12 protein-coding genes are annotated in these 10788 nt (G+C 72.1%); 7 read left to right on the forward strand and 5 right to left on the reverse strand.

The window, feature by feature from the left end; genetic code table 11:
• Window positions 1–23: 23 nt before the first annotated feature.
• Complete coding sequence (locus tag IW245_RS14200) at window positions 24–506, reverse strand: winged helix-turn-helix transcriptional regulator (protein ID WP_197003644.1); 483 nt, start codon at window positions 504–506, stop codon at window positions 24–26.
• A gap of 45 nt (window positions 507–551) precedes the next feature.
• Between IW245_RS14200 and IW245_RS14205 the strand changes: the two genes are divergently transcribed.
• On the forward strand, window positions 552–1958 hold the full coding sequence (locus tag IW245_RS14205; RefSeq protein WP_197003645.1) for an MFS transporter: 1407 nt from the start codon (window positions 552–554) through the stop codon (window positions 1956–1958).
• Between the two features lie 298 nt (window positions 1959–2256).
• Here the strand turns inward: IW245_RS14205 and IW245_RS14210 are convergent, their stop codons facing one another.
• On the reverse strand, window positions 2257–2841 hold the full coding sequence (locus tag IW245_RS14210; protein ID WP_197003646.1) for a phosphoesterase PA-phosphatase: 585 nt from the start codon (window positions 2839–2841) through the stop codon (window positions 2257–2259).
• 164 nt (window positions 2842–3005) lie between these two features.
• Complete coding sequence (locus IW245_RS14215) at window positions 3006–3542, reverse strand: GNAT family N-acetyltransferase (protein WP_197003647.1); 537 nt, start codon at window positions 3540–3542, stop codon at window positions 3006–3008.
• A 111-nt stretch (window positions 3543–3653) separates the two neighbouring features.
• Here IW245_RS14215 and IW245_RS14220 point away from each other — a divergent pair, with 111 nt between their 5' ends.
• From IW245_RS14220 to IW245_RS14240, 5 genes are all read left to right on the forward strand, one after another.
• Window positions 3654–4256, forward strand: a complete 603-nt coding sequence (locus tag IW245_RS14220) for an RNA polymerase sigma factor (protein ID WP_197003648.1) — start codon at window positions 3654–3656, stop codon at window positions 4254–4256.
• A complete protein-coding gene (locus tag IW245_RS14225; protein WP_197003649.1) occupies window positions 4246–5142 on the forward strand; it encodes a CU044_5270 family protein in 897 nt (298 codons plus the stop codon). Before IW245_RS14220 ends, IW245_RS14225 begins: the two co-directional genes overlap by 11 nt.
• Window positions 5143–5176: 34 nt before the next feature.
• Window positions 5177–5725, forward strand: coding sequence for a DUF6817 domain-containing protein (locus tag IW245_RS14230; RefSeq protein ID WP_197003650.1), 549 nt, complete (start codon window positions 5177–5179; stop codon window positions 5723–5725).
• 71 nt (window positions 5726–5796) lie between these two features.
• Window positions 5797–6255: a hypothetical protein gene (locus tag IW245_RS14235; RefSeq protein WP_197003651.1), complete on the forward strand. Its 459-nt coding sequence runs from the start codon at window positions 5797–5799 to the stop codon at window positions 6253–6255.
• 14 nt (window positions 6256–6269) lie between these two features.
• On the forward strand, window positions 6270–6881 hold the full coding sequence (locus IW245_RS14240) for a PadR family transcriptional regulator (RefSeq protein WP_197003652.1): 612 nt from the start codon (window positions 6270–6272) through the stop codon (window positions 6879–6881).
• Window positions 6882–7006: 125 nt separating this feature from the next.
• On the opposite strand, the gene sbnB is transcribed toward IW245_RS14240, so the two are convergent.
• Window positions 7007–8002 carry a 2,3-diaminopropionate biosynthesis protein SbnB gene (sbnB, locus tag IW245_RS14245; RefSeq protein WP_197003653.1) on the reverse strand — a complete coding sequence of 332 codons (996 nt, stop codon included), beginning with the start codon at window positions 8000–8002 and terminating at the stop codon, window positions 7007–7009.
• Window positions 7995–8969 carry a 2,3-diaminopropionate biosynthesis protein SbnA gene (gene sbnA, locus IW245_RS14250; RefSeq protein ID WP_197003654.1) on the reverse strand — a complete coding sequence of 325 codons (975 nt, stop codon included), beginning with the start codon at window positions 8967–8969 and terminating at the stop codon, window positions 7995–7997. The genes sbnB and sbnA overlap by 8 nt, the downstream gene beginning before the upstream one ends.
• Window positions 8970–9376: 407 nt before the next feature.
• Between sbnA and IW245_RS14255 the strand changes: the two genes are divergently transcribed.
• Window positions 9377–10423: a hypothetical protein gene (locus tag IW245_RS14255; RefSeq protein ID WP_197003655.1), complete on the forward strand. Its 1047-nt coding sequence runs from the start codon at window positions 9377–9379 to the stop codon at window positions 10421–10423.
• The last annotated feature ends 365 nt before the right edge of the window (window positions 10424–10788 follow it).

Here is a 10788-nt window from a genome sequence, read left to right on the forward strand (position 1 = left end):
GCGCACCCCGTCGGCCCCCGTTCTCAGCGCGGTGCGGGCCCTGACTGGTCCCAGCCGGGCGCGTTGACGTGCAGCGTCGTCTCGCCCCGGCCGACCTCCTGACCGCACGCGCGGCAGATCGTGACCGGGTCGAGCGGCTGCCCGCAGATGTGCTCAAGCGTCACCGGCGGGGTGTCGGCCAGCCACTTGTCGCCCCAGGACAGCAGCGCGAGCATCACGGGCCGCAGTTCGGTGCCGGCTTCGGTGAGGTGGTACTCGTGGCGTTCGGGCCGCTCGGAGTACTGGCGGCGTTCCAGGACGCCGGCCTCGACCAGGCCGCGGAGCCGGGCGGCCATCCGGTCGCGCGGGGCTCCGGTGTTGCGGACGATGTCGACGAACCGGTGGTTGCCGTAGGTGATCTCGCGGACCGCCAGCAGGGCCCACCGTTCGCCGAGGAGTTGGAGGGCCGCGGCGACGGAGCACGGCCGGCCGGGCAGTGCGGTCCAATCCACGTGTGGCGTCGTCATACGACTAGGTTGCCATATCAAACCGACTCGGCTAGCGTCGCCCCCATGTCAGTTCGAGAATCAAACCGTCCAGTCCAAGCGGTACCTCCGCGCACCGGCCGGGTCTTCGCGATCGTCGCCCTCGCCGTCGGCATGGCCAACCTGGACCTGTTCGTGGTCAACGTCGCCCTCCCGGTGATCGGCCGCGACTTCCACGGCGCCCCACTGTCGTCCCTGTCCTGGGTCCTCAACGGCTACGCCATCGTGTTCGCCGCCCTGCTCGTCCCGCTCGGCCGGATCGCCGACCGGATCGGCCACCGGACAGGGTTCCTGCTCGGCCTGGGCACCTTCACCCTCGCCTCCGCACTGTGCGCGCTGTGCCCGTCGGTCGGCTGGCTGATCGCCGCCCGGGTACTCCAGGCCGCCGGCGCCGCACTGTGCGTGCCGACCTCGCTGGCACTCCTGCTGGCCGCCGCCGCACCCGAGCGACGCGCACCGCTGGTCCGCGCCTGGGTCGCGGTGGGCGGCGTGGCCGCGGCGCTCGGCCCGGTGCTGGGCGGACTGCTCACCCAGATCGACTGGCGCTGGGTCTTCCTGATCAACGTGCCGATCGGCGTCGCCGGCCTGGTGCTCGGCCCCCGCGTGCTACCGCGCAACGACGCGCGGGCCGACAAGCCCTGGCCGGACATGCTCGGCAGCGCACTCATGATCTTCGCGGTCGGAGCACTGGCGCTGGCCCTGGTCAAGGCCGACGACTGGGGCTGGGGGTCCGTCCGGTTCGGCGGCACCGTCGCGGTCGCGGTCCTCGCCGCCGCGCTGTTCGTGTGGCGATCCGCCGTGCACCCAGCGCCGGTGCTGGACATGTCACTGCTGCGGGTGCGCGGCTTCGGCGTCGCGACCGTCGCCGCCACGCTGTTCACCGTCGCGTTCGCGATGATGCTGCTGTCCGTCGTGCTGTGGTGCCAGCAGGTCCTCGGCTACTCTGCGGTGCAGACCGGGCTTGCGGTCGCGCCCGGACCATTGATGGTGCCGCTGCTGTCCCTGATGGTCAGCGGACTGGCGCGCCGGATGGGCGGCGCGAACCGGGTCGCGGCGCTCGGCACCGCGCTGTTCGCCGGCGGCATCGCCTGGTGGGCGGCGAGCGTGGACCCGAGCGTGCCCGCCAGCTACCCGAGCCAGATCCTGCCCGGGATGGTGCTGACCGGGATCGGCGTCGGGCTCACCCTGCCGGCGTTGATCGGCTCGGCGGCCGCGGCCCTGCCCGCCACCCAGTTCGCCACCGGCTCCGCCGTGATCCAGATGGGCCGACAGGTCGGCTCGGTGCTCGGCATCTCGCTGCTGGTCACCGTCCTGGGCGGCCGGAGCGGCCAGGACCCGGTGGAGATGTTCCGCTCGGGCTGGCTGGTGCTGCTGGGCGTCTGCGCGGTCGCGCTGGTGGCCGCGGCCTGGCCGGCGAAGCGACCGACCGCCTGACCCGGCGACCCTTGGGCCGCCTCGCCCCGGACGTGGGGCGAGGCGGCGTCCAAGTACCCGATCCGTACAGGCAGGCACTGTACCTTTGTGCCCCACGCCCATTTGGTTCGCGTCACGAAGTACCGGGCGCCGGTGTTCACCGACACCCACCTGGCCTACCTGGAACAGATCATGCGCGACGTGCGCGCGGAGTTCGAACGCGAACCGGTCGAACAACAGCGAGGACAACCACGTGAGCACTGTGGTGGGAGCTGGCCGCAGAACTCCGCTAACCGGTCGGACCCGTGGCGGCGAGCGGCTAGGTGAGGGGAATCCACACGGCGGTGGCGACGACCGCTCCGAGTCCGATGCCGGCCAGTACCTGTGCGGTGGTGTGATCCCGGAGCCGCACCCGGGACCAGGCGACAGCCGCCACGACCGGCACGGCGACGAGCAGTGCGGCGCCGAAGAGGAGCACCAGCACCGCGACGGAGCCGGCCGCGACGGCGGTGTGGGCCGACAGCTTCCACCACAGCGCGTTGACGACTCCGGTGACGAGGAGGACGGCGAGCATCACGGCCCCGATCGCCACATCCTCCCGCGGCGCGCCGAGGAAGTGGAGCGCGAGCACGCCCAGCAGCACGGACAGCATGGCGAACAGCAGCGGGACCGTGCGCTGCCGGCGGTCGCCGATGTGGTGGTCGCCCTCGATCCGGCCGAGGCGCATGAATATCCGGATGACGGCGTACGGCACGACGGCGCTGAACACGACGGTGAGCAGGCCCCATCCGAGGCCCGCCAGCCACGTCGGGCCGGCGTGCAGGCCGACGACGACCGGCATCGCGGCGGCCAGGACGGCGGGCGCGAAGACCTCGGTGATGACGCGGGCCGGGCGGGCGAGCATGTTCTTCGACTCCTACTGCGGTGGGACGGATCCGCGGGGCGGGCCCGCACGAAACGGTGCGGGGCCGTAGGGAGGACCAGCCGTGCCGCGACCGGTTCGCGGATACTGGCGCGCTCGGCTGAACCGGCGGTCGTCCCGGTGGCCAACCGCCGGGACGACAGCGGTCACACCACCGGGCGGTGCAGCCGGAACACCACCGTGTGCCGCAGCGGGCCCTCGGGCTCGCCCGGGTCCTCGAAGTCCTCCGCCGGGTCGTGCGTCATGCCCAGCCGGCGCATCACCGCCTGCGAGCGGACGTTCGTCGCCGTGGTCAACGCGAGGATCTCCGGCAACGCCAGCGGCCCGAACCCGTGGTCGAGGACGGCCCGGGCGGCCTCGGTGGCGTACCCGTGGCCCCACGCCGAGCGGGCCAGCCGCCAGCCGATCTCGACCCCGGAGACCGGTAGTCCCTCGTCCACCGGGTCGAGGCCGGCGAAGCCGACGAACTCGCCGGTGGCCGCGACCTCGACCGCCCACCAGCCGTAGCCGCGCTCGACGAGGTCGTCCTGGAAGCGCGCCATCGAGGCGGCGCTCTGGGCCGTGGTCAACGGCTCCCCCAGGTGTTCGCGGACCTCGGGGTCGGCGTTCATCGCGGCCCAGGGTTCGAGGTCGGACTCGCGCCAGTGACGCAGCAGCAGACGGTCGGTGCGCAGTTCGGCCATCCCCGAACACTATCGTGATCTTGGTACGCGACCCCCGGCGGCCTGGGCGTGAACCCGTTCGGGCCGGATGACGGATAACCGGGTGACCATCCCCCACCCGAGAGGCCACCCATGACACGGACAGAGGACGACGACGTCGACGACGCCGCCGTCATCTCCGGTTCTCTGCGCGAACCCGAACGGTTCGCCGTCCTGTTCCACCGGCACGGGCCGCACATCCACCGGTACCTGGCCCGGCGGCTCGGCCGCGAGGTCGCCGAGGACCTGCTGGGCGAGACGTTCCTCGCGGCGTTCCACAGGCGCGACCGGTACGACACCAGCCGGCCCGACGCCCGCCCCTGGCTGTACGGCATCGCCACCCACGTCGTCGGCCAGCACCGCCGCGACGAGGTGCGCCGGTACCGGCTTCGCGACGCCGTCCCGGCCGAACTCGACGAGGCCTGCCACGCCGACCGGGTCGCCGCGGACGTCACCAGTCAGGCGTTGCGGCGGCACCTGCTCGCCGCGCTGGGCGACCTGTCGACGGGCGACCGCGACGTGCTGCTCCTGGTCGCCTGGGAGGAGCTCAGCTACGAGGAGGTGGCGGCGGCGCTGGCGATCCCCGTCGGCACCGTGCGGTCCCGGCTGAACCGGGCCCGACGCAAGGTCCGCGAGACGCTCGGCGCGACCGAGCCCATGACGACGATCGGAGAGGTGCTGAGCAGTGGTCGATGACATCCGACTGGTCCGCGAATTGGGCCAGGACACCCCGTTGGCCCGACTGGACGAGCTGGACGGGGCGTACGCCCGGCTGATGGCGGCGGCGACCGCCCGGCCGGAATCCGCGCCCGCCCCCCGCCGCCGTCGCCGTTTCGTACTGGCCTTCGGGCTGCCCGGGCTCGTGGCCGCCGCCGTGGCCGCGGTGCTCGTGTTCGGCCCGCTCGACGGGGGCCGGCCGGACGCGGCGCACGCGGAGGCGGCCGTGGTCCTGCACAGGGCGGCCGCCGCGGCGCTCACCGTCCCGGACGTGGAGCCCCGGCCCGACCAGTTCTACTATGTGCGGTCCCAGTTCGGGACAGTCGAGAACGAGGTGTGGCTGTCGATGGACGGTCGCCACGACGGGTACTCCAGCGAGGCCGGCCATCCGGGGGAACCCTGGCCGGCCTGTGTCGATGGCCGCCAGCAGGCCTACGACAAGTACGGCAAGCTCCTGGTCGGCGTCACCCAGGAGTGCCAGCCGCGTCCCGCCTACCGGCCGGAGCTGCCGGACACGGCCGACGGGATGTTCACCTACCTCAACGGGCTCGCCGAAACCTCCCCGCAGGACACCCGGGCCAACTACATCGCGAAGACGGCGATGGAGATGATGGAGTGGACGTACCTGCGGCCGAAGGTCCGGGCGGCGCTGTTCGAGGCGCTCGGCAGGGTGCCCGGCCTGACCGTCGTGCGGGACGTCACCGACGGTTCGGGGCGGGCAGGGGTGGGAATCGGCTGGGATCCCGGGTCGGGCGCGCAGTACGTGCTGGTCTTCCACCCGACGACGTTCGCGTACCTGGGGATGCGGACCTTCGGGGCGATCCTGCAGGTGGCCGTCGTGGACCGGGCGGGCCAGCAGCCCTAGACGCCGTGTCCCCGGGTGGCGTTCACTCGGGGACATGAAGGATCGCGAGGAAGCCGAACGGCTGCTGATCTCCCTGGGTGCCGGGGACGTCGACCACCCTGGCGGTGACCTGCTCGGCCACCTGCGCAGGGTGGCCGAGCGGCTCGACGAGTGGGGTGCCGGGCCGGCGGTGCGCGCCGCCGGCCTGTGCCACGCCGCGTACGGCACGGACGGTTTCGACCATCCGCTGCTGGACCTGGCCGAGCGCCCCCGACTGGCCGGGGTGATCGGCCCGGAGGCCGAGGCGCTGGTGTACCTGTACGGCGGCTGCGACCGGCGGGCCACGTACCCGCTGTTGTCGGGTTCCGGGCCGGTGCCGTTCCGGGACCGGTTCACCGGCGCCGTCCGGGAGCCGGCCGAGGGCGAAGTCCGGGCATTTCTGGAGATCACGGCGGCCAACGAGCTCGACGTCCTGGCCCACAACCCGGAGCTGGCCGCCCTGCACGGCCCGGCGTTGGCGGCGCTGTTCGGTGCCGTCCGGGACCGGCTGTCTGTGGCCTCGTGGCGCGCCTGCCGCGCGCAGCTCGGCGACATTAATAGTTGACTCTGACTAGTCAATGCCGGATAGTTGGAGTTGGCCATAGAGGCCGCCCCGCTCTCTGGAAGGACGCCGTCATGGACACCGTCACCACCCCGGTCCGGATCCCCGCGCACCACACCCTGACCCGCCGACTCGGCCACTGGACCACAGAACGCGAGTTCCAGGTCCGCGCGCACCGGGGCGCGGCGGTGCTCGACCTGCGCTCCCCGCAGATCCCGGCCGGCGACATCCACATCGACGTCGACCTCGACCGCGCCATGCTCAAGCTGCTCGTCGCCGAGGACGCCGTCATCGACGACTGGAACCTGCACCGGGTCGGCCGCGGCCGGATCAAGGACTGGGAGCGCCCCACCGCCACCGGTGGCCGCCGTATCGTGATCACCGGTCGGCTCGCCGGCGCCGAGATCCGGGTGCACCGGGGCGGCATCGCGATCCTGTCCGCGATGTTCACCAGGGAATACTGGGCGGACCTGCGTCGGGCACACCGGCAGGGCGGGTACCCGACCGTGGACGACCCGACCCGTACTTCCTGAAGGAGCTGCGCCTGATGGCGAAGAAGCGCAAGGTCGGCAACCTGCTGGCACTGGCCGTGCTGTCCTACCTGATCCAGCGGCCGATGCACCCCTACGAGCTGAGCCGCACGCTGCGCGACAACGGGGACGCCCGCAGCATCAAGTTCAACCACGGCTCGCTCTACATGGTGGTCCAGCAGCTCGCCAAGGCCGGCTTCATCGCCGAACAGGAGACCAACCGCGACGGCCAGCGCCCCGAGCGCACGGTGTACGCGCTCACGGACGCCGGCCGGGTCGAGCTGCGCGACTGGCTCCGCGAGCTGATCGGCGAACCGCAGCACGAGTACCCGCACTTCGTCGCCGGGCTGTCCCTGGTCGGGGCCCTGCCCCCGAGCGAGGTGGTCCCACTGCTGCGCCTCCGGGCCGAGCGGCTGGCCGCCCAGCGCACCGAGATCCGGACGCTCGTCGACGACGCGCTCGCCCAGGGCCTGCCGGGGCTGTTCCTCGTCGAGGAGGAGTACCGGCTGGCGTTGCTGGAGGCCGAGGCGGCGTTCGTCGAGCGGTTCCTCGGGCAGATCCTGGATCCGGAGACCGGCTGGGGCCCGATGTGGGCCCAGTTCCACGGCGAGCCGGCCCCGGAGGCCTGACCCGCCGCCGGCGCGGGGCGGCGCGAACGAACAGCGCGCCCCTGAAACCAACCGCCGGCTGGTCGGGCCCCGCGGGTGGCACGCCCGGCGGCCGGGGACTCGTCACTCCCAGCCGGCCGACCGGATCAGCCCGGGAAGAATCCCGGCACGGTGACCGCGCGCCCGGCCGCCAGCGCCTCGGCGAGAACGACGCTGCCCACCGCGATGTCGAGCACCCCGAGACCGAACGGCGAGAAGATCGTCGGCAGGCCCGGGTCGAGCGTGACGTCGCCGCGCAGGACCTGGCCGAGGGTGCCGTTGACGAACTCACGGGTACCCGTCAACTGCTCCGCGAGGTGCGGTGACGTCTGGGCCTTGAGGCAGTGGTCGACGTCGTCGACGACGTTGTTCGCCCGCAGCAGCAGCTCGGGGGCGAGGTCGCGCAGCGACACGTTGAGCACCAGTTGTCCCGGGCGCAGCGGGGTGTCGGCGGGCACGTAGGGCGTGCCGGCCGTGGTGGCGAAGACGACGAGGTCGCGGTCGAGCGCGTCGGCGAGGCTTCCGGTGCCGGCGCCGTCGAACTCGGCGGCGAGCCTCGCGGCCCGGGCCGGTTCCAGGTCGTGGCAGACCACGTCGTCGAGGGGCACGCCGACCTGGCGCAGGTACCGGCCGATGGTGCTGGCGATCACCCCGGTGCCGACGAAGCCGACGCTCCGCGGGGCCGGGGCCGTCCCGTCGGGGGGCCAGGTGCCGCCGAGGACCGCGGCGGCGATCGCCGCGGACGCCGCGGTACGGGCAGCGCTGATCCCCGCGGACTCCAGGCACGCGTAGGGCCGGCCGGTCGCGTAGTCGTTGAGGATCAGCACGGCCGAGGCGCGCGGGATCCCCCGGTCGTGGTTGCCGGGGAAGCTGCTGATCCACTTGATGCCGGCGGTGTCCACCGAGCCGCCCAGGTAGGCGGGCAGGGCGATGATCCGGCTGTCGGGCTTGTCGGGGAACCGGAGGAAATAGCTGTCCGGGTTGATGCTGTGGCCGGCGTCGTGCAGGAGGTAGGTCTCCGCCACGATGTCGACGACCCGGCCCTGCGCCGCGGCGAGGATGTCGTCGGCCACGACCCCCGGCACGACATGGAACTCAGACAATGGCCCACCTTTCACGAGGTTCGACGTGCGCGCCCGGGTAGCGTTCGGCCACCCAGGAGTCGGAGTAGACGGAGTCGAGGTAGCGTTCGCCCAGGTCGGGTGACACCGCGACGACGGTGGTCCCCTCCGCGAGGGTGGCGGCGATCCGCAGCACCCCGGCCAGCACCGTCCCGGTCGAGCCGCCGACCAGCAGGCCGTACCGCCGCGCGACGAGCCGGCACATCCCGATCGACTCAGGCTCGGGCACCACGACCTTCTCGAACTCTCCGGTGTCGACGAACAGTTCCGGGATCCGGCTCGCGCCGAGGCCGGGGATGTGCCGCTTGCCGCTCGGCCCGCCGAACAGCATGGAGCCCTCGGCGTCCACGGCGACGAGCCGGGTGGCCGGGCTGTGTTCGCGGTAGTAGGACAGGCAGCCCATCAGGGTGCCGGTGGTGCCGACGCCGATCACGAGGACGTCAGCGTCGGGGACCTCGTGGTGGATGGCCCGGGCGGTGCGCTCGTGGTGGGCGATCGGGTTGGCCGGGTTGGCGTACTGGTTGGGCCACAGCAGGTCCGGGTCCCGGGCGATCGACTCGACGATGAAGTTGATCCGGCTGGCCAGGTACCCGCCGTGGGTGTCGCGTTCGGAGATCACGACCACCCGGGCACCGAGGGCCCGCATGGTGCGCACGGCCGCCGTCGTCGCGTTCGGGTCGGTGACCACGGTCAGGTCGTAGCCCTTGGCGGCGCACACGGCGCTGAGCGCGATGCCCAGGTTGCCCGACGACGACTCGATGATGCGTTGCCCCGGACGCAGCCCCTGGGCCTCCAGGCTCTCCACCAGGGCGACCGCCGGCTTGAGTTTGATCGAGCCGGCGGGGTTGAGCCCCTCGAGCTTCAGCAGCAGTCGCACGTCCGGGACCAGTCCACCCATGTCGAGGAAGACGTCCTCGAAGACGATGTCATGCGCGCTCCGGTAGATCATCGCGAACTCAACCTCTCCGCGGCGAGGACATCGCCGCATCCCACGACCGACGGGGCGAACGCCCGACCGGCGGTTCGGTCAACCTTCCCGCGCGACCAGGAGAGAGGGTGTCCACTGTGATCATAGGACCGGTGACGGTGTTCGACGGAAGGGCCCGGGCCGGGCTGATTCCGCAGCTCGTGGCCGCGTCACCCCGAACGGGGCATTGAGGACGGTGCCGGCGATCGGTGGGCGCAGGGGTCGGAATCGACCGCACGCCGCCGCCGTTTTCACCGGGATCGATGCGGACCGTCCCGCCGCCGTGCGGGTCATTCGGTCACCGGGTGCGAAAAGCCGCCCGACTCGACGGGTACCCGAGATTGGCGCACCGGGACCCGCAGGTCAGACGGTCGTGTTTGACTCAGAGTATGCGTACAGGCGTGGTGCGTGACTGGGCGTGGCCGGCGGTGGTGGCGGTGCTCGCGGGGCTGGCTCTGTCGGCGGCCGGCTGCGAGGCCGACAAGCCGGCCCCCGCAGTGAATACCGTCCAGCCGTCCGGCTCGTGGACCCTCGTCCGGTGGCTGAAGAGCCGGTCGGACACAGAGGCCGGGCGCGGCCAGGCCGTGGAACGCCGGCTGGCCCTGACCCCCTCGTGCGCGGCGGGAAAGTGCGCGGTCGCGGTCCACCCGGACGGGGTGGGCGGCGGCTACCTGCCGGAGGGGTACACGGCGCCGGACGCGGACGCCGCCGACAAGGCCCCCTACACGCTGAGCTGGAAGGGGTCGACCGCCACCTACGAGTACGCGGCGGCCGCGGAGGTCGTGTCGTGCACGGCGGCCGGCGGCACCGTGGTCCCCGCGGCGTACGAGGTCACCTCCAGCACCACGCTGACGTTCACCCCGGCGAAGGACGGGCGGCCTGCGGCGTTGCGGGGCACGTACACCGACCGGGCCCGGGGGGTCGGGGCCGGCGTGGCGGCCGGGTGCACGGACTTCGACACGGTGTGGACCGTCGCGGCCGCCCCGAGCCTGACCAAACCGGACACCGGGGTCGACATCGCGGGAAAGTACCTGGTCACCGAGGTGGTGCAGCTGGTCGAGCCGGGTGGCCAGCGCCCGCCCGGGTACGCCGGGATCCTCATCGACACCGCGACCGTCGCCCGCAGCGGCACGGGCTACACCCTCTCCGGCACCGGACCGCCGCCGGCGACCCTGGCCGCCACGGCCACCGGATGGGGTGGGGAGACCTCCACCCCCGCCGTGTGCAACCTGGGGGCCGGAGACATCGCCGGCGGGTTCGCCCGGGTGGAGCACTGGGACCAGGTGCGGCCGGTCGCGACGACCGGGCAGGGCACGCCGGTCCTCACCGGTCGATGGAGCCTTCGGTTCGCCCCGACCCCGGTCGGCGCGGCGGCCGGGTGCGGCGGATCGAGCAACACCGGCTACGTCCTGTTCGTTCCGAAGGCCTCGATTTAGTGGGCGTTGATGTTCGGCGATGCCACTTCCCGCGCACTCATCAACAGCACAACGAAGGACGTGGTTGTTTCCAGGGAAAGGGTTCGGCGAAGCCATTCCGCGCACTCCGACATGAATCCGAAATGGACACCGCAAGGCGCGAGGTCAACACCGATCCGAAGCGATGCCGAAGATGACCAGCCGTCCACGCCGGACAGTCGCTGGACCGCTGACGTTTGCCGTGGCTCATATGTTGCCATGTTTGACTGTCATCTATGCGACAGTGTCCGTCACGGTCTGTAGCCATCGATCTTCATAACTAGCCCGGCTTCCGCCGCATAGGTCGAATACGTCACCCTACGGAAGCGTCGACTTTGACCGGAGCT

The sequence above is a fragment of the Longispora fulva genome (assembly GCF_015751905.1).
Lineage (GTDB): Bacteria > Actinomycetota > Actinomycetes > Mycobacteriales > Micromonosporaceae > Longispora > Longispora fulva.

Coding starts and splice junctions, on each gene's coding strand:
- IW245_RS14200 (WP_197003644.1), bottom strand. CDS start 506: ATGACGACGCCACACGTGGATTGGACCGCACTGCCCGGCCGGCCGTGC.
- IW245_RS14205 (WP_197003645.1), top strand. CDS start 552: ATGTCAGTTCGAGAATCAAACCGTCCAGTCCAAGCGGTACCTCCGCGC.
- IW245_RS14210 (WP_197003646.1), bottom strand. CDS start 2,841: ATGCTCGCCCGCCCGGCCCGCGTCATCACCGAGGTCTTCGCGCCCGCC.
- IW245_RS14215 (WP_197003647.1), bottom strand. CDS start 3,542: ATGGCCGAACTGCGCACCGACCGTCTGCTGCTGCGTCACTGGCGCGAG.
- IW245_RS14220 (WP_197003648.1), top strand. CDS start 3,654: ATGACACGGACAGAGGACGACGACGTCGACGACGCCGCCGTCATCTCC.
- IW245_RS14230 (WP_197003650.1), top strand. CDS start 5,177: ATGAAGGATCGCGAGGAAGCCGAACGGCTGCTGATCTCCCTGGGTGCC.
- IW245_RS14235 (WP_197003651.1), top strand. CDS start 5,797: ATGGACACCGTCACCACCCCGGTCCGGATCCCCGCGCACCACACCCTG.
- IW245_RS14240 (WP_197003652.1), top strand. CDS start 6,270: ATGGCGAAGAAGCGCAAGGTCGGCAACCTGCTGGCACTGGCCGTGCTG.
- sbnA (WP_197003654.1), bottom strand. CDS start 8,969: ATGATCTACCGGAGCGCGCATGACATCGTCTTCGAGGACGTCTTCCTC.
- IW245_RS14255 (WP_197003655.1), top strand. CDS start 9,377: ATGCGTACAGGCGTGGTGCGTGACTGGGCGTGGCCGGCGGTGGTGGCG.